The 19,075-nt window shown below is 41.2% G+C and carries 16 protein-coding genes; 12 read left to right on the plus strand and 4 right to left on the minus strand.

Features of this window, described 5'->3' with window-relative positions:
- Positions 1–71 precede the first annotated feature (71 nt).
- From QJ048_RS05980 to QJ048_RS05990, 3 genes are all read left to right on the plus strand, one after another.
- Positions 72–998, plus strand: a complete 927-nt coding sequence (locus tag QJ048_RS05980; protein WP_282333424.1) for an NmrA/HSCARG family protein — start codon at positions 72–74, stop codon at positions 996–998.
- Between the two features lie 218 nt (positions 999–1,216).
- Positions 1,217–2,251, plus strand: a complete 1,035-nt coding sequence (locus tag QJ048_RS05985; RefSeq protein ID WP_282333425.1) for a sensor histidine kinase — start codon at positions 1,217–1,219, stop codon at positions 2,249–2,251.
- A gap of 140 nt (positions 2,252–2,391) precedes the next feature.
- Positions 2,392–3,171 (plus strand): LytR/AlgR family response regulator transcription factor, encoded by a 780-nt coding sequence (locus QJ048_RS05990; protein ID WP_282333426.1) that lies wholly within the window; start codon positions 2,392–2,394, stop codon positions 3,169–3,171.
- A gap of 281 nt (positions 3,172–3,452) precedes the next feature.
- Here the strand turns inward: QJ048_RS05990 and QJ048_RS05995 are convergent, their stop codons facing one another.
- Complete coding sequence (locus QJ048_RS05995) at positions 3,453–6,515, minus strand: sensor histidine kinase (RefSeq protein WP_282333427.1); 3,063 nt, start codon at positions 6,513–6,515, stop codon at positions 3,453–3,455.
- A 197-nt stretch (positions 6,516–6,712) separates the two neighbouring features.
- On the opposite strand from QJ048_RS05995, the gene QJ048_RS06000 reads away from it, so the two are divergent.
- Both QJ048_RS06000 and QJ048_RS06005 read left to right on the plus strand, forming a co-directional pair.
- The gene (locus QJ048_RS06000) at positions 6,713–7,309 is read left to right on the plus strand and encodes a diheme cytochrome c-553 (RefSeq protein WP_282333428.1); all 597 of its coding nucleotides are present in this window, start codon (positions 6,713–6,715) and stop codon (positions 7,307–7,309) included.
- A 119-nt stretch (positions 7,310–7,428) separates the two neighbouring features.
- Complete coding sequence (locus QJ048_RS06005; protein ID WP_282333429.1) at positions 7,429–8,556, plus strand: LBF_2804 family protein; 1,128 nt, start codon at positions 7,429–7,431, stop codon at positions 8,554–8,556.
- A 109-nt stretch (positions 8,557–8,665) separates the two neighbouring features.
- Here the strand turns inward: QJ048_RS06005 and QJ048_RS06010 are convergent, their stop codons facing one another.
- Complete coding sequence (locus QJ048_RS06010; protein ID WP_282333430.1) at positions 8,666–8,890, minus strand: hypothetical protein; 225 nt, start codon at positions 8,888–8,890, stop codon at positions 8,666–8,668.
- Between the two features lie 176 nt (positions 8,891–9,066).
- Between QJ048_RS06010 and QJ048_RS06015 the strand changes: the two genes are divergently transcribed.
- The 6 genes from QJ048_RS06015 (at position 9,067) to QJ048_RS06040 (ending at position 14,784) form a co-directional block, all read left to right on the plus strand.
- Positions 9,067–9,564, plus strand: coding sequence for a DinB family protein (locus QJ048_RS06015; RefSeq protein WP_282333431.1), 498 nt, complete (start codon positions 9,067–9,069; stop codon positions 9,562–9,564).
- A gap of 209 nt (positions 9,565–9,773) precedes the next feature.
- On the plus strand, positions 9,774–10,376 hold the full coding sequence (locus tag QJ048_RS06020; RefSeq protein WP_282333432.1) for a TetR/AcrR family transcriptional regulator: 603 nt from the start codon (positions 9,774–9,776) through the stop codon (positions 10,374–10,376).
- Positions 10,377–10,473: 97 nt separating this feature from the next.
- The gene (locus tag QJ048_RS06025; RefSeq protein WP_282333433.1) at positions 10,474–11,013 is read left to right on the plus strand and encodes a YceI family protein; all 540 of its coding nucleotides are present in this window, start codon (positions 10,474–10,476) and stop codon (positions 11,011–11,013) included.
- 161 nt (positions 11,014–11,174) lie between these two features.
- A complete protein-coding gene (locus QJ048_RS06030; RefSeq protein WP_282333434.1) occupies positions 11,175–11,747 on the plus strand; it encodes a YceI family protein in 573 nt (190 codons plus the stop codon).
- A gap of 194 nt (positions 11,748–11,941) precedes the next feature.
- On the plus strand, positions 11,942–12,649 hold the full coding sequence (locus QJ048_RS06035) for a DsbA family oxidoreductase (RefSeq protein WP_282333435.1): 708 nt from the start codon (positions 11,942–11,944) through the stop codon (positions 12,647–12,649).
- A gap of 380 nt (positions 12,650–13,029) precedes the next feature.
- The gene (locus tag QJ048_RS06040) at positions 13,030–14,784 is read left to right on the plus strand and encodes an ABC transporter ATP-binding protein (protein ID WP_282333436.1); all 1,755 of its coding nucleotides are present in this window, start codon (positions 13,030–13,032) and stop codon (positions 14,782–14,784) included.
- A 180-nt stretch (positions 14,785–14,964) separates the two neighbouring features.
- Here the strand turns inward: QJ048_RS06040 and QJ048_RS06045 are convergent, their stop codons facing one another.
- Positions 14,965–16,113 (minus strand): histidine decarboxylase, encoded by a 1,149-nt coding sequence (locus QJ048_RS06045; protein ID WP_282333437.1) that lies wholly within the window; start codon positions 16,111–16,113, stop codon positions 14,965–14,967.
- Between the two features lie 137 nt (positions 16,114–16,250).
- On the opposite strand from QJ048_RS06045, the gene QJ048_RS06050 reads away from it, so the two are divergent.
- On the plus strand, positions 16,251–16,712 hold the full coding sequence (locus QJ048_RS06050) for an Lrp/AsnC family transcriptional regulator (RefSeq protein WP_282333438.1): 462 nt from the start codon (positions 16,251–16,253) through the stop codon (positions 16,710–16,712).
- 141 nt (positions 16,713–16,853) lie between these two features.
- On the opposite strand, the gene QJ048_RS06055 is transcribed toward QJ048_RS06050, so the two are convergent.
- On the minus strand, positions 16,854–18,884 hold the full coding sequence (locus QJ048_RS06055) for a M13 family metallopeptidase (RefSeq protein ID WP_282333439.1): 2,031 nt from the start codon (positions 18,882–18,884) through the stop codon (positions 16,854–16,856).
- Positions 18,885–19,075: the final 191 nt, after the last annotated feature.

Here is a 19,075-nt window from a genome sequence, read left to right on the forward strand (position 1 = left end):
CAATTCATACACACTCTCATTTTCAAGCGCTCTTCCGCTCTCTACATTTGCTCTCTCAAACAACAACACATATGAATCAGAAAAAAATAATTTTGGTAACTGGGGCTACGGGTGCACAAGGCAATGGTGTAGCGAGTGCATTGTTACGCGATGGAAAATTTCAGGTAAGGTGTCTTACGAGAAATGCAAATTCTCCAAAAGCAAGAGAACTTGCTGCAATGGGAGCGGAAGTAGTAGAAGGCGATCTAAATGATATAAATAGCCTGAGAGCCGCCGTTGACGGATGTTATGGCGTTTTCGGCGTGACCAATTTCTGGGAGCATTTTGAAAAAGAATACCAGCAGGGTAAAAACCTTATCAATGTGGTAAGAGAGAAAGTGGTACAACATTTTGTGTTCAGCAGCTTACCTGATTATAAAGCATTGAGCAACGGAAAGTTTGCAGTGCCACATTGCGACATGAAAGCCGAGTTGGAACGTTATGCGAAATATCTACAGATCCCCACAACCTTCATGCACATTGCATTTTATTATGAAAACTTCGTTACATTTTTTCCTCCGCAGGCCGCCGAAGACGGTAACTATTATTTTGGTTTTCCGCAGGGTGAAACTAAGCTCGCCATGGCTTCTGCTGAAGACATGGGGCCAATTGTGAAAGCAGTTTTCGATAATCCGCAGTTGTATAAAAATCGCACTGTTGGCGTAGTGGGCGAGGACAGTGCTTGCGGTGAATATGCAGCAACGATGTCGAAAGTGTTGGGAATAAATATTCGTTACAATTACATTGAGCGTGATACCTATGCTTCATTTGGATTTCCGGGAGCGGAAGAGCTGGCCAATATGTTTGAGGTACAGCGCTTACATATTCCAAGCCGCCAGCATCATTTGGACGAGTGTTTGGTTATGCATCCCGGAATGCAGTCGTTTGAAAGCTGGCTTGAAAAAAATAAGCATCTCTTTTTTGCGCAGCAAAAAGAAGCAGAATATTCAATCTATTAGAACAGGCAATCAATATAGCAAATGGCTGTCCATTAATTTGGATGGCCATTTTGTTTTGAAGCATTATTGTAAAAAGCTTGCAAACCAGTCATTTCATAATTATTTTCAACCTTTAATTTTTACGATTCATTAAAAGTAAAACCCAGTCTATTCGGTTCCTTATGCGATAGCAAGATTAATTGAGTAATTTGTATAGGACCGTAACGAAAACCCACAAAATGAAATTCCTGGCGTATTCCAAGAAAGAATGGCTGATCATGTTTATCATAATGCCGCCGATCGCAATTGTGATAAATTACTTTTTGTTTGGCGGCAAGTACTTTACAGATCCGAAGATATTTCTGCTGGGCACATTTCCTACGCTCGCTGTCCTTATGCTGGTGTACATTTTTTGCGGAATGGTTGCCGGCTTAATGCTGAACAGGTTTCCATTGTACAGCCAAACGTTTAAACGCATAGGGCTTAGTTTGATCTGCTACATTTTGATAATGATTGCTGCAATGACTATCATTTTCTGGGGGTACGATTATGTTCATTTCCTAGATTATCAGCTAGATATCCACAAGTACGTCTGGGCGGTAGTATTTGGTGTCGCCTCTAACTTACTGGCAACAAGTTTTAATGAGGGGGCTGCTTTTTATGAGCGTTGGAGGGCAATGGTAGATGAGGCGGAGAATTTAAAGAAAGAGAATTTGCAAAGCCAATTAGAGGGATTGAAAGAACAGGTGAACCCGCATTTTTTGTTTAATAGTCTAAATTCCCTTTCCTCGCTGATAGCAGATGAACCAGAGCAGGCGGAAAAGTTTCTTGATGAAATGAGCAAAGTGTACCGGTATATGCTCCGTAATAATGAAGATGGCCTTACCTCTCTGGAAGCAGAAATGGAGTTTATACGCTCTTACTTCCACATGTTGAAAACCCGGTATGGCGATGCGTTGGAAATGGAGGCGGTGATTGAACCTCGATTCATGCACTATCAGTTGCCGCCGCTTACACTGCAAATGCTAATAGAGAACGCGGTGAAACACAACATGATTTTGAAAGACAGCCCTTTGCGCATTCTTATCATGACGTCGAACAGTGGCAAGCTGGTGGTAAGTAACAATTTGCAACGTAAAACGAGAAACGTGATGTCGAACAAAGTGGGCCTGGGAAACATTGCCAAAAAGTATCAGCTCATGAAAAAAGAAGAAGTGGCCGTGCACGATGATGGGAAAGAGTTTGCAGTAACGGTTCCGTTGATCCATCCGTAAGGGTAACACAATTCATGCAGCAAAAACAACAATTCATACATCCGGATCAACAAATGACGACCGGTCGCTGTTACAACAGCTTTAATCATAGTAACTTAGAATAAGGTTGTCTTGATGGCGACCAACATAAACCTGATAACATGAAAGTGCTAATTATAGAAGACGAGGACCTTGCAGTAAAAAAACTTCAGAAAACCCTGGCAAGTGTAGATGATTCTGCAGAAGTGGTGGGTGTTACAGATAGCATCAATGCGTCGGTAAAGTGGCTGCAAAGTAATCCCACACCTGATTTGATTCTGATGGACATTGAACTTGCCGATGGGCAGAGTTTTGAAATTTTCGAAAGAACGGAAGTTAAGAGCACTGTTATCTTCACTACTTCGTATGATGAATTTGCACTCAAGGCTTTTAAAGTAAACAGCGTTGATTACTTACTGAAGCCCATCCAGAAAGAAGACCTGCAATCAGCGCTGGACAAGTTTAGCAAGATGAAAGCCCTGTATAACAATGCCGGCAGCATGACGGTATTGAATGTAGAAAACCTTGTGAAGGAGCTTCAACAGAAATTGCAACCTAAAGAATATCGCAAGCGCTTCCTCGTAAAGCTCGGACAGAAATTGATAAGTATTGAAACAGACGATATCGCATACTTCTACAGCGATGGTCGATTGAACTTCTTTAAAACTAAGGATAACAAAAGATTCGTGGTCGATTATACCATGGATGAACTGGAAGAAATGCTCGATCCCGAAAAATATTTCCGCATCAGCAGATCCTTCTTTGTATCCATCGAAAGCATTGAAAAGATTGATGATTATTTTGGCAATCGCCTCATTCTTCAACTGACTCCGGTAGTAGACAAAGAAAGCCTTGTAAGCAGAGAAAAAGTAACGGAATTCAAGAAATGGATGGGAAAATAGAAAGCGCCGTTGGCGCTTATTTTTTACCACAGAGGAAAGGAGTTTTTTTCACAGAGGAAAGGATGGTTATTAAATGAATTGTAGCTTTCGGCAACGTCCAGAAATAATAAAGTTCAACTCTTTTCCCACTTTGTTTTGCAGCAATCTATTTGTTCCGCAACTAACTTCTCCTTTCCTCTGTGAAAAAAATCTCCTTGACTCTGTGGTTAGAAAAATTCTTAGTGAAACTTAGTGTATTCTAAGTGCCTTAGTGGTGAAACTCAAGCGCCGCAAGGCGCTCCTCAGAATCTCTTCTGCACTCTGATCACTGTCCCCGTATTAATCTCTGACTGCATAGTAAACGATGCATCGATCGTGTTAGAGCGGCGACGCATTTCATTGATTCCTCTGCCGAGTTTGACAGCTTCGGTTTCAAAGCCAATACCGTCGTCCTGCACAGTAATTAACAGCACTTGTTTTTTATAAGAAATATTTACGAAAATGTGTTTCGCTCTTGAATGCTTGCAGGCGTTCCAGACTGCCTCCTTAAAAATAGAAAGCAGTTCGTAGCGGTTCTCCATATCCGGCTGCAATTTGTAGATCGCTTTATCAATTTCGAAAACAATATCAACGGGATACAAAGACTCCATCTCCGCCGTGAAATTTTTCATGCGGTTGATTGTTTGTTCCATTGAATCATTGTTTGGATCTACACTCCACACCACATCATACATCGAATCGATCATGCGATTGCTGGTGTCGCTGATTTGCGCAATGTATTCTTTTGTGCGATCGATGTCAGTTGATACTTTGTTCTTCGCCAGTTCACTAATAATGTTGATACTGCTTAAAGAACTGCTCAAATCATCTGTCAGGCTTGTTGCAATACGTGATCGGATACTCTCAGTGGCTCGTATTTTTTGCATGCGAAATTTATCCAGCCAATATAAAATAGTTATTACCACAAAAGCCATGAAACTCAGGAACCACCAGGTTTTCCAGAAAGGCGCCTTGATTTTTATGGTAAGCTCTGTCGTGTGTTTGGAAGGAATGCCATCACCGTTTACACAATAAGCTTTGAAAGTATAATTGCCCGGAGGTAAATAACTGTACACTGCCTGGTGCGTTCTTCCCGTAAGCTGCCAGTTTTTATCAAGCCCTTCCAGCTTATAAAAGACGCCGTAAATATTGAGGTAAGTAAGTGTGGAGAATTCAATTGTAACAGAGTTTTCATCGCTATTCAGTTCAATAACCGGACGTTTAAAAAGCGAATCAAGATCCATCGGCTTGTTCATCACAGAAAAGCCTGTAATAGAAATGTCTGGTGCTGCGGCGTAACCATTTCTTGCGATGGCACCGGGGTCAAACACCATCATGTCGTGTGCCGTGCCAATGGCTATGCGCCCATCTCTCAGCAAACAAGCAGAGCCCATGTTGAAGGCGCTTGTATAAACGCCATCGGAGGGAGAGTAAGTAGTAACAACCTGTTTTTGAAAATTGATACTGCACAACATGCTTTGCGTGGTTAGCCATAAATAACCCGCTTTATCTTTTACAATATTGATAATGGATTTGCTGGGAAGATCGTTTTCAATATTATAATGTTGAACGCTGTTTGCTTTGATGTTGAAAATATTAAGTCCGTCTCCTGCAAAAATATACAGGCTGTCATTGTATTGCAGGATATCCGTAATGTTAGAAGACGTCAGCGTTTTATTCGCTTTGCCGGATGAAGTATAGTTGTCCTCAATATCACCAGCACTGTTTATTTTGTAAACACCACTGGTAGCGGTTCCTGCCCACACTGTCCCTGCACTGTCGGCGAATAGTCGCTGGACCATACTATTTAGCCTGTGCTTCAATATGAATTTTTTTGAAGCTTTGTTCCATTGCACAAGCGCCCCGTTTTGTGTGCCCAGCCAAACGTTACCATTTTTATCTTCCACCATTTGCCGCACGGCGCTTCCTTCAAAAGTAGAAGCCGGAACCATTTCTTCTCGGCTGTTAGCGACATGACGAATGAGCAAAGACCCGTCAGAATTGCTTTCCCAAACATCTCCACTGCTTTGCTGAAATATGCACCACGCCTGCAATGCACGCGGAGATGGAAGCAACGATGAGTGTCTTGGTTTGAAATTGCTGTCGTAAGAAAAAGCACCGTCGCCGAGTGTAGCGGCGATAATGGAGCCATCTCTCAATTGTGTAATAGAAGAAACGCCTGCGGTATATTTTTTGTCGTTGCCCGGTTTGCGATTGCTAACTGCGTGAAACAGTTGTGCCATCGTGTTGAAACGGTACAATCCTTTGTTGGTACAAGTCCACACATTGTTTTCCTTGTCTTCAGAAATATTTCTCACCACATCATAGCGTATGCTGTATTCACCTGGCAGGTCGCTGGGAATGTTTTCAAATTTTTTAGCCACAGTCTCGAATTTTGCGAAAACATTTGTTCCACCGATCCATATGGATCCGTCGCTCAATTCATTTAATGTTTGAATTTCGTAGACCGCATTTTTTACAATATCAGTAATGGATCTGTTCCATGAATGAACAATATGTGAAGACCCATCGAAACTGAAAAGTTGTTTGTTTTCGGCAATGAGCCAACTTCTTTGTTTTCTGTCAACAAGAATGTGTGTAATGTTATGGACATCTTTCAAACCAATGATGGCCGCGTCTTTGCCAGGATTGTTCAAAGCGTAAGAGAGTATATGTTTTTCGCTATTGTATTTTACTAAGCCTGAATCGCAGCCGATCCAATAGTTATTGTCAATCTTATCTTGCGTGATGCATAAGGGCTTCCAGTGTGGCGGCAACTGGACAAAATTATTATGGTCTGCAAATTCATTCTTGCTTTCACTGTAAGCGAATAAACCACTGCCTGTTAAAATGAAAATGACATTTCCCTGTTTGTCAATGAAAATACTGCCCGGCGTCTTCTTCACCACAAAATCAGGAAGACGTATGGCCACTTCGTGAAATTTAAGATCGGTCACATTGATATAACCAATTTTGTTTTCGGCACACAAAACCCACAACCTGTTTTTGTTGTCGAGCCGCATACACAGGATCTTGTCATTAGGGAGAGAAAATGGATTGTTGTCCGCATGCCTGAAATACACGAAACGCTTGCCATCGTACCGTTGTATGCCGTTGAGTGTTCCGATCCAGACAAACCCAAGGGTGTCCTGCTGTACATGTGTTACCTCGTCTGAGATGAGACCATTCATAATACCAATGTGGGAAAATATGTATTGCTCGGGCTCCTGCGCGGAGGCAATCAATTGGAAGCTGGTAAGTAAAAGTAATAGAAAAGTGCGCACGTCTTTGGGTGATGGGTTGCTTTGCTCAAATATAATATGCAATGGTTGAAAATACTAGTGTTCCCTTGTATGTATTGTAGATTTTCAGTAATGAATTGAAGGTGTCTTTCACACCAACAATTCAGTCAGCAAAAAATGCAGTTCATGTCTTTACCGCTTCAAAGCGGAAAGAATCTGTTGTTGTTTTGCAACAGATTTAAACAATAACACAAACCCCTAAGGGATAACCAAAATTTACGATGAAAAAAATTACATTGGCAATTACATTCATTGCCGTAGCGGTGGCAGGAGCAATAGTGGCGTGTAATAGCAGTACAGCAAAAACAGTAAGCGATGATAATGGGCCGGCTTTTCATTACACAAAGGAGCAGGCAGAGCACGGAAAATATCTTGTGATGGCAATGGGTTGCAGCGATTGCCACACGCCGTTAAAAATGGGACCGATGGGACCGGAGCCAGATACTTCAAGGTTTTTAAGCGGTCACCCGATGCAAGTGCCGGTGCCTCATGTAGATGCCAACGCATTGAAAGACTGGGTAATGTTTAATCACACAAATACCGCAATCGCAGGACCGTGGGGTGTTTCATTCACCGGCAATCTCACATCCGATCCAACAGGAATTGGTTACTGGAGTTTTAATCAATTCAAAACAGCCTTGACCAAGGGCAAGTTTAAAGGACTGGATAGTAATCGTTCCATTTTGCCACCAATGCCATGGCAAAATTATGTGCACCTAAAAGACGAAGACCTGAGAGATATTTTCGCTTTTCTTAAATCTACTAAGCCCGTGCACAATGTGGTGCCATCGCATATTCCACCAACTAATTTTCAATAGAGGCTAAACGTTGAACGCTTAACGCCTAACGCTGCATCCTGCGTTAGGCGTTAAGCGTTAAGCATTGGACGTTAGGCGTTAGGCATTAAACCCTATTTTTGCCGCAATAATTTCTATGTATGCGGAAAGTATACGGCTTATTTTATAACATCCTACCCATAAAAAATGTACAGACAGATGATGAACTCTATCTGTTAAACGATGCAGAAGTAGCGTTGATCAAGAAGCGTGAACGAACCGCCATCATTGCGGCTGCGTTTTTCGGAGCGATGGGCGTTGTATTATTGGTAATTCCGCAGCATTTGTTTCCGCAATTTTTTCCGGCTACAAATATTACATTGTTCGGCAAAACATTTGCACTCCCACTAGTCTTTTGGATATACAGCATCGTGCTTGTGTATATCGAATTGCTTTTACTTACGCTACTAAATATTTGGGTAGCCCACGAAATTGCCGTTGCTACTGGTTTTTTAAACTATTCAAATAAAAGCGCAGAACATAAGCGCAACCTGATGCTTGACATTGGGCTTGAGAAAAAAAACAAGCAAGTGCTTCAATATGGTATCGATCCTTTGCAGAAAGCAAACCGTCAGGTGATCCTTGTATGGAACCTCATGTTCATGCTGAAAGCAACGCTCTCCAACTTTGTGTTTAAATTATTCATTCAGCGTGTGTTTGGCCGATATATAATACAGATGGTGAAGGACATGGCCGGCATTCCCATTTTCGCATTCTGGAACGCGTACGGAACGCACGTCATTTTGAACAAAGCGAAGATCATTATCATGGGGCAAAATTTTATTGAAGGCATTTCACAATCGATCTATAAAGTGCAGCCCGAAACGCATGAGTTTAAAACGATTTTGTACGATACGTTGCAATTCATCGCTATCAGCAAACGCGATTTTCACGAAAATCATTTTTTGCTTGCAAAGAACCTTTTTGCTTTGTACAACATAACAGCAAAAGATGCGCATCTTTTAACAGACGATTATCTTGATCGTGTGAAATCATTGGAAGCAAAGGAGAAGAATATTGTCCTGCTTTTGATCATCACGGGTTTTTTACTTGATGGAAAAATTTCCTTCCGTGAAAAACAGACCATTCGCGAAATGAACAGGCTCGGTGTGTTTGTGGAAACGGAAAGGAATATTTCGAAATGGGCACACGACTTTTTGTATGGGAAGGGGTTGGATGAATTATTGACAAAATATTTGGGAGAGGAGTATAAGGCGAATGTTGCATAGGTTGTGACAGAGGGAAATCAGTTGATAGTTGTTCGTTGATAGTTGTTGGGCTTTAATGACGAATATTCAAAACTGAAGCCTAACAACCAACAACTAAACTAACAACTCTCTACAAAAATTTGTACACTCTTTTCTTATACGCCTCCAAATCTTCCAGCGAAGTAAACTCTTCAAATTTATCCTTGCTGCCGTCACGGTTTTCGCGAACGAGAATCATCGCACAACCGCCCACAATAGCGGATTTTGCACGCTGAAAAATAATATCCAGTGCTACTGTATCTTTTGTCATTTGAAGATCCTCGATCTTATTAACTGAAATCACATAATCTTCCATATATATAGTCGTAGTTTGTTGATGGGGTAAAGTGGCAAATGTAATGTATCATCAATTATTTACAGACAAGGCATTGCCCTGTCTCTATCAATAAATCTTTTTTGATGTACTGCAAACTTACTGACATAGGGTTGGCACAACCACTAATTTACTTTGTATTCATAAAACAACACATTATGACACGAGTAGACATTTTCCTGAAAGAGTTTGATGAGGAAGCAGCTATCACACGCAAAATGCTTTCAAGAGTTCCCGATGATAAATACGATTGGAAACCTCATCGAAAAAGTATGTCAGTTCGTGAACTTGCGACACATATCGCCGAGTTACCGGGTTGGGTAAAACTTGGCTTCACCACAGAAGGGTTGGACTTTGCTGCGAATCCTTACCAACAGGAGGCAATCGGCAACACGAAAGAGTTGTTGGAATATTTCGAAAAAACGTTTGCAGATAGCCGTCAGTACCTGGCAGACGCGGACGATGAAATTCTGGATATACCATGGGTTTTGAGAAATGGCGAGCAGATCTATGATGAAGGAACAAAAGGGGGAACGGTTAGGGCGTCGCTGAGCCAGACGATTCACCACCGTGCACAATTGGGCGTGTTCCTGCGTTTGCTGAACGTGCCAATTCCCGGAAGCTATGGGCCTAGTGCAGATGAATTGGGACTGTAATGATATTCGGTACAGACAAGGCATTGCCTTGTCTGTACGGGCACAATCATCATGCTATTACCGCATTGATTATCAATGCGGTAATTTTTTTCACAAAATATTTAATGTTTAAACGGTGATTTATTTGGAAATATCAATGTTGTAACTGTATCTTTGCTAACGCTGTTAGGAATAATAGCAGACGCTGATAGAAAATAAGGAGTAACAAAATGGGAGTAGCTGAAAGAAAAATAAGACACAAAGAGCAAGTGAGGGGAGCGATCCTGCAATCTGCCTGGAAAATTGCCACCGAAGAGGGCTGGCAAACACTTTCCATACGCAAGATAGCAGACGCGATCGAGTACAGCGTGCCCGTAATCTACAGTCACTTTGAAAACAAGGAAGCAATCCTGCTCGAATTCACCAAAGAGGGCTTTACCCTGTTGACACAGGAATTATTGAAAGTAAAGGAAAGCGAACAAGAGCACGGATGTCAGTTGGTGAAAATGGCCAAAGCTTACTGGAACTTCGCGTTTGTAAACAAAGAGTATTACCAGTTAATGTTTGGTCTTGGAATGCCGGCCTGTGAAATGGTAAACACCGTACCCGAAATGAAAACCTTTACAGAGGTAATGATCTCAAGTATCTCGGCTGCAATTGCACAGAGCAAGAACCCTGATGCTGAGGTATTTATGAAATATCACGCGTACTGGTCAATTCTTCATGGCCTCGTAGCCATCCAGATGATTGAAAAAAACGCGTATCCCGATGAGTTTAAACAGAAAGTTTTACAAGACGCAATCGAAGGATTCGTCAGAGGAATAGGCGGTTAAAAGTTCTTTTTTTATCTAATATCTAACACTGTTATATTTTATATCAATGTTAATTTAATGTAAATAAATTTTTAAAAAACAATAAAAAACATCACATATGTCAACTAAAAAATGGGTTATCGACCCCCTGCATTCAGAAGTACATTTTAAAGTAAAACACCTTGTAATTTCTACCGTAACAGGTGCTTTTAACAAATTTGAAGGCGATGCAGTTACCAACGGAGACGGTTTCGAAAATGCTGAAATCAACTTCAACATCGACGTAAACAGCATCCACACAAACCAGGAAGCAAGAGATGGTCACCTGAAATCTGCTGATTTCTTTGATACAGCTAACTATCCTGCGATCACTTTCAAATCAACTTCTTTCACAAAGGTTAAAGATGACGTGTATCGTCTTGCTGGTGAGCTTACAATGAAAGGTGTAACCAAACCAGTGGAAGTTGAAGCTGAGTTCGGTGGTGCTGAGAAAGACGCTTATGGCAACATGAAATATGGTTTCGAAGTAACAGGTAAGATCAACCGTAAAGAATTTGGTTTGACTTACAACGCACTTACAGAAACAGGCGGCCTTGCTCTTGGTGAAGACATCAAACTGGTAGCGAATATCCAGTTGTCTGAAGCACAAGCAAACTAAGAAAAAGTAAAAGTCAAAAGTAAAAATTCAAAAAATGTTTGGTTGTTCGTCAGCTCGCTATTCATCGAGCTGACTGCAATACGAGCTTTTGACTTTTGAATTTTTACTTTTGACTTCACTCTTCCCAAAGTCTAACTAATAAATATTATACAAAACTCGTCATGAAAAAGATTTCATTATTTTTTCTTTTTGTAGCTGCATCATTTGCAGGTTTCTCTCAAAACGTATGGAAAGCTGATAAAGCGCACACGCAAATTAAATTCGACATTACGCACCTTGGCGTTTCTACCGTTTCTGGTGCTTACACAGATTTTGATGTAAACATTACTTCTGCTAAAGCAGACTTCAGCGATGCCGTATTTAATCTGAGCATCAAAGCTGAGTCAATCAACACTGGTATTCAACAAAGAGACACGCACCTGAAATCTGCTGATTTCTTTGATGTGGCAACATATCCAACCATTACTTTTAAAAGCACTGGCATTAAAAAAGTAAGTGAAGGAAAATATAAATTAACCGGTAATCTTACTATTCATGGTGTTACAAAACCAGTAACAATGGATCTTTGGTACCGTGGTACAATTTCTCACCCTATGACTAAAAAACCAGATGCTGGTTTCAAACTGACAGGTACTTTGAAGCGTTCTGATTTCGAAGTTGGCGGCAAGTTTCCTGCGGCAATGTTGAGTGAAGAAGTGACGATTACTGCGGACGGCGAGTTCGCGCAAGACTAATGAAGTTGAAAATTGAAAATGGAGAGTTGAGAGTTGGTTGCAAATCGCAGGCGCTAAAGATTGGAAATAATTAACGATTTTGGACATTCGGCCTTCGAAAGAAATGTAACATATGAGTACATGCATCCTGTAATCTGCGACAAAGAATAACTCTCAACTCTCCATTCTCAACTCTCAACTATAAAAAAATAATTATGAAAATAGATATCTGGTCAGATGTACGATGTCCTTTTTGCTACATAGGTAAACGCAAGTTTGAAAATGCCCTGGAGAAATTTGCACATAAGGATAAGGTGGAAATAGAATGGCACAGCTTCGAGCTGGATCCAACGGTGGTAACGGACACTGATAAAAATGTGTACGATTATCTTGCAGAGATCAAAGGGCAGAGTCGTGAGTGGTCAGTAAAAATGCACGAGCATGTTACGAAGTCTGCAGCGGAGGTTGGCTTGCATTACGATTTTGATAAAGCCATAATTGCCAATTCATTTGATGCACACAGGCTTATCCAGTTTGCCAAAACAAAAGGACTAGGTGATGAGTCGGAAGAAGTTCTATTCAAAGCCTATTTCACCGAAGGGAAAAATATTGCCGATCATGCCGTGCTGATTGCACTGGGTGAATCGATCGGTCTGGATAAACAGGAAACTGCTGAAGTGCTTGCAGGCACAGCATTTACCAAAGAAGTAAAAGCTGACGGACAAGTAGCGCAAAGAATAGGTGTCAATGGCGTTCCATTCTTTGTGATCGAAAATAAATACGGCATTTCAGGTGCGCAACCATCTGAATTGTTTCTCGAAGCGTTGGAAACAAGCTGGAAAGAAACACAGCCTGCAATAGAAATTATATCTAATAACAATAGCGAAGGAACTGTGTGCAGCGCCGATGGTGAGTGCATATAGGGTTTATTTTTTACGGTTTTAGAAATGGAAAACAGAAGTAGTCGTGCTTCTGTTTTTTTGTTTTTAGAAGCCTTGGATTAGTAATTTAAGGTCGCATAGTCAGGCTGTTCGACAAATTGAAAGAATGTTGCTTGTCATCCCGACGAAGGAGGGATCTGGGTTTAGCGCTTGCGAACACTCTCCGAAGGTATGCACGCAGATCCCTCCTTCGTCGGGATGACAAGCGTATTTGTGTATGGGTTGCGGCAATCGCTGGCTTGGAAAAATGCTTACTTAAACGGCACTGAATACGGAACAAGGATTGCTGCAGATAACAACGGAAACTACAGCCATGAAGAATTCCTAATTTCTAACTCCTAATTCCTAATTAACTTAGCTCCATGTCTCACCCATACATATCGCTCTTAACCACCGGATGGAAGTATGCCAGAGAGCAACGAAAGAAATACATTCTCGTGTATTTTATGTTCATCTGTGCCAATCTTATTTTTTCCTTGAATCCGTTATTGTTGGGGTGGTTTGTGGGCAAATTGCAAAATGATGCACATAACGTGTTGCGTTATACGGCCATGTTTGTTGCGGGATATTTTTTATTAAAGCTTTTCGAATGGTGCTTTCATGGGCCCGCCCGTGTAATGGAACGGACGCTGGCCTTTTACCTGAGCAGAAATTTTTTGATGGAACGCTATCACCAGGTACTGCACCTTCCGGTAAAATGGCACCAGGACCACCACAGCGGTTCCACGATCAACAGAATCCGCAAAGCCTATGAAGCGCTGCGTGATTTTTTTGACAGAGGGTTTATTTATTTATATGCCATTACCAAGTTTGTTTTCTCTGTTACCGCGATCATTTATTTCTCGCCCATATTCGGTTGCATCGCAGTGTTGATGGGATGTTTGGTGGTGTGGACAATCACGCGGTTTGACAAGCCATTCATCAAAACCTTGTCAGAGGTTAATGAAAGAGAGCATGTTGTGTCTGCAACTTTGTTTGATAGCCTGTCAAACATCATGACGGTAATTGCTCTGCGTTTGGAGAAAAGTATGGAGTCTGGTTTGTTGCAAAAAGTAAGCAGAATATTGCCTCCATTTCGCAAGAATGCAACCGTAAACGAATGGAAATGGTTCGCTTCAGAAATGTTGATAACATTGATCTATTGCATTGTTGCAGGAGGTTATGTGTATCAGCATTATGAACCGGGCAAAGTCTTCAATGTAGCGGGTTTGGTGATGCTGCTCGGCTATATTAACCAGTTCACAAGTGTGTTTCAAACGATCGCTTTTCAATACACTGAAATTGTACAATTCGATACGGCCATTAGGACGGCTTCAAACATCAACACTTCTTATGCAGAACTGCAACGTGCGGAGGAGCCCGGAGAATTGCCTGCGGACTGGCGATGTGTCGAAATAAAGAACCTGGATTTCTCTCATCGTTTTGTTTACGATAACGATTATGTGCCGCAGAGTTTGCACAACCTTCATTTGAATATAGAACGTGGTAAAAAGATTGCCTTGATAGGAGAGAGTGGTAGCGGAAAAAGCACGCTGCTGGCGCTTTTGCGGGGTTTGTATTTGCCAAGGTCGGTTGAGTTGAATGTTGATAAGAAGCCTTTTTCAATGGAATCATTAAATGAATCTATCACGTTATTTCCTCAAGAACCTGAAATTTTTGAAAACACCATTTCCTACAACATCACACTCGGCTTACCATTTTCACAAGAAGAAGTGATAGAAGCCTGTAAAAGCGCTCACTTTTTAGAGGTGGTAAATAATTTGCCGGAAGGCTTGTCTTCTGATATTAGGGAAAAGGGCGTTAACTTATCTGGCGGACAAAAGCAAAGACTTGCTTTGGCACGAGGCTTTCTCGCCGCAAAAGAAAGCGGTATTGTTTTGCTCGACGAGCCCACAAGTAGTGTAGATCCCAAAACAGAAGCGATGATCTACAGCAATATGTTCAAAGCATTTCCTGATAAAGCAATCATTTCCTCAATGCATAGATTGCATTTGCTTCATCAGTTTGACTACATCTACATTCTTCATCAAGGTCGCGTGCAGGATGAAGGAACGTTTGAGCATTTGATGCAGAACAGCGTGGCGTTTCAGGAATTGTGGAGGCACCAGAAGAACTGAATTAGGAATTAGGAATTAGGAATTAGGAATTAGGAATTAGGAATTAAGAATTAAGAATTAAGAATTAAGAATTAAGAATGCCTTATTGGCAATCACACTTTTTTTTCTCGAACATAAAGATGTTGGAGTAAACGATGCGCTGCAGCATACAAAGAATTCTTAATTCCTAATTCTTAATTCTTAATTGACAGAAATCGGCGCAACTCTGCTACCGTAAAACTTCAACATATCTGCTAAGAATAAATCAATCTGTTCTTTTGTAACGCCCGGCATACAAATGATATGCGCCATGTTGCCCTGAGTGGCTATCTGCCATTTGGCAATTAATTCATCGGCTGGTTTGTCAATTACAACGGTGAGCGAGTTAGGATTCATCCAGGCTTTCCAGCCCATCAAGTTTAGTTTTCTTCTTGTATATTTTGCCAGTTCCATGCCGTGCTCCGCTCTTTGTAAGAAACCTTCTTTGCCCCATTTTTTTATGGCATACCAAAGGAACATTGGCGTGTGGCCGTTGCGTGATCCTGTAATGGTAGTATCAAGCGTGCCGATATAAGGAATGAGCTGGCCAATGCGCTCTTTGTAGTTTTTCTTTACAATAACCACTCCGCATGGTATCGGAGAACCAATGAATTTGTGACCGCTTATTGAAATACTGTCAGCTCCATCTTGAAAATCAAAGGGATGATGTGGTTCTACCAAAGCGGTGTAAGTGCCTGCCAGTGCCGCATCGGCGTGTACGTAGTGTTGGCGGATGGCCAATTTTTTCAGGATGTTTTTTATTGTCGCTACGTTATCTTTTGCTTCAGTCATCGTAGTGCCGATGTTTGCAAACACAATGGCTGGTCTGTGCCGGTGTTGCGACATAACTTCTTCAAGATCTTCGTAATCCATCTCATCATTTTCCTGGCATCTGATAGTAATGCTGTCGAGTTTTAAAAGGTGCAGATTTTTTTGAACGCTGTAATGGGTTGCTTCAGAAAAATAAACCATTGCATCAGGGTACAATTCACGGGCAAGATAAAGTGCATACAGGTTTCCTTCTGTTCCACCGTTTGTTACATAACCCCAATAATTATTTGCTGGAGCGCGAAAAATGTCAGCAAAAAAATCTACCACTTCATTCTCTTCCTCTCTTGTATTGATCACAGACGTTGATTCCACTTTAGGATCTCCGATGTTGTTAAGGCCATAAGCTATCAGGGGAAGAATTTCGCTGTAGTCAAAATCGCGGGCAAGAGGATAGCCGAGCATAGTTTCATTGGCACGGATTATTTTGCTCAGCTTGTCTTCAAATCTTCTGCGGTCATTTTTGCTTAAACCTTGTGACATGGGGGTACTTTTTCTTGATGCAAAAGTATAACTCGCTTTAGGCGTTCCTATGATTTTCGTCAGGCTCAGGAATATTATTCTGTTTTAGAGTAACTTGCAGATAAAATTACTGTTAATAAGTAAAAATACAGTGAAATATGGTTGCGCTTGATTTGATTGATATTAAGATTTTAAACATGCTTCAGAGAGATGCGGCGCTCAGTGCGAAAGCCATCGCCGACAAAATAGGCTTGTCAGTTTCGCCAACGTACGATCGTATTAACAAGCTTAAAGCAAATGGCATTATCGAGAAAAACGTTATTCTCTTAAACCGGGAAAAGATAGGGCTTGGAGTTATTGCCTATTGCCACTTGTCGTTGAAAAGTCATTCTACACAAACTTCATCAGCTTTTGAAGAGCAGATCACTGTTTTTGAAGAGATCATGGAAATTGTGAAACTGTCGGGCAACTACGATTACATGCTGAAGATTGTTACAAAGGATTTGTCCACCTATCACGATTTTATAGAAAGCAAGCTGGCAAAGCTTTCCAACATTGCGAATTTGCAAACATCGTTTGTGATGAAGGAGTTGAAGCGGGAAACGGCATATAAACTTTAATTAATTGAAAATTGAAAGTTGAAAGTTGAAAATGTTTTTTGTGTAGCATTTCGTAAATGAAAAAAGCAGCACAAACGTGCTGCTTAGATATTAAAAGAAAACTCTCGGTTAAACTCATTTTCAATTTTCAATTAAATAAAACTACCAGATATTAATTCTCTTGTCTTCCGGTACAAACATTTTTTCTCCTGGTTGTAGATTGAATGTAGTATAGAACGGAGTAAAGTTCATCAACGGGCCATTAACGCGATACATTGATGGAGAATGTGGATCAATGTTCACATACATTCTTTCGCTTTCCGGTTTCAGTTTGAATCTCCAGCATTGTGCAAACGAAACAAAGAATCTTTCGTCAGGCCTAAGGCCATCGATTCTTACTGTGTCTTTCCCCTGTTTGGTCAATTTGAAGGCATCGTACGCAATCGCGATACCGCCAATATCCGCCATGTTTTCGCCGGTTGTCAATTTACCCTGAAGATGAATAGTATCCTGTATGGTGAAACTATCGTACAGTGTATTTACAAGATCAGCTTTTGCTTTGAACTTCGGAGCATCAACTTTTTTCCACCAGTTGCGCATGTTACCGTCTTTGTCGTACTGAGCGCCCTGGTCATCGAAACCGTGCGTCATTTCATGTCCGATGACCATGCCTATGCCTCCGTAATTAATAGCATCATCTGCTTGAGGGTCAAAGAAAGGAAACTGCAAAATACCCGCAGGGAAAACAATCTCGTTAAAAGTAGGATTGTAGTACGCGTTAACTGTTGGCGGCGTCATTGCCCATTCCGTTCTGTCAACTGGTTTACCCACTTTGTTCAATTGATATTGATATTCGTTTTTACCACAGGAAACAAGATTCTCAAAGTATTTAGATTTGTCAATGTTTACTTTGCTGTAATCTCTCCATTTGTCAGGATAGCCGATTTTTTTCAGGAAGGCGTGTAGTTTTTCTTTTGCAACAGCTTTGGTACTGTCGCTCATCCAATCAAGTTTGTTGATGCGGTTTTCAAATGCAATTTGCAGGTTATTCACCAGTTCAAGCATCCGTTTTTTATCGGCCTCTGTAAAATATTTTTTCACGTACAATTCACCCAAAGCTTCCCCAAGGTTTCCATCGAGGTTCCTGACCATTCTTTCCCAGCGGGGCTTCATTGCTTGCTGACCGGTCAGCGCTTTTACATACGCAAATCTTGCATTTACAAATGCGCTGCTCAATGCGGGAGCTGCGTTTTCTATTACGTGAAATTGGAAATATGCTTTCCATGTATCGATTGGCGCAGATGTTAGTAACTGATCAACGGTTTTAAAGAAAGCAGGTTGTTGCACATTTACAGAATCTGTTTTCACTCCCATGTCCGCCAGTGTTGTTTCCCATGCAAATGCATGCTCCATTTTATTAAGGTCCTTTACGGCAAATTTGTTGTAGTTGCTTTGCGGATCGCGAAGTTCTATAGCAGTGCGGTGGCTTGCTGCTAATTTCTTTTCAAGATCATATACTGCATTCATCTTCTTGTTTGCAGTTAGTGAATCGTCGCCGGTTAGTTCAAATGCTTTGCTTACAAAAGCTTTATATGCATTTACAACGTTCTGCGTTGCAGCATCTGTTTTGAAGTAATAGTCTCTCTCAGGCAGGCCCAGGCCACCTTGGCCGTAAACTGCGATATTCATCGAGCTATTCTTGTCATCGGCACCAAAGCCCTGGTTAAACAGGAAATTATTGTTCAGCGTGTGTTGCTCAGCAACAAACTTCATAATGTCTTTTGGGCCCGTGAGTGAGAAAACCTGTTGCAGGGTTGGCTTTACAGGGTCGTAGCCGCGGCCTTCAATCGTTGTAGAATCCATTCCTGACAAGTAGAAGTCACCCACTTTTTGTTCTATCGATCCGTCTTTTTGTTTGCCGTCAGCAACGCTGGCAACAATCTCTTTTAATCGGTCCTTTTTTCTGTTCTCAACGTCAAGAAAACCTCCAACACCCGTTTCGGTGCCGGGGATCGTTGCGGTATCCTGCCATTTACCGTTTATAAATCTGTAAAAGTTATCGCCCGGTTTAGTCGCGGAATCCATGTACTGAAAATTGATCAGACTTTTGGCTACCGGTTTATCGGGTGTTTGGCATGCAGTCAATGCACTTATTGTGATCAAAGAACCGACCACGAAGTTGCTTCGTTTCATGTTGGCTTTAGTTTAAGGGTTCAAAATAGAAAAACCTTTTTTAGAAATAAAGCCGTTTGTGGAAATAAGTGACGAATTTGAAAATTTGAAAATGTGGTAATTTGAAAATGCGTTAGGTCGATCATTCTGCATTGTAAAATTTCAGGTCTTTAAAGCTGACAATAAATGAAGTACTCATGATGTACAGAAGG

This window comes from Pinibacter soli (genome assembly GCF_029961145.1).
Lineage (GTDB): Bacteria > Bacteroidota > Bacteroidia > Chitinophagales > Chitinophagaceae > Pinibacter > Pinibacter soli.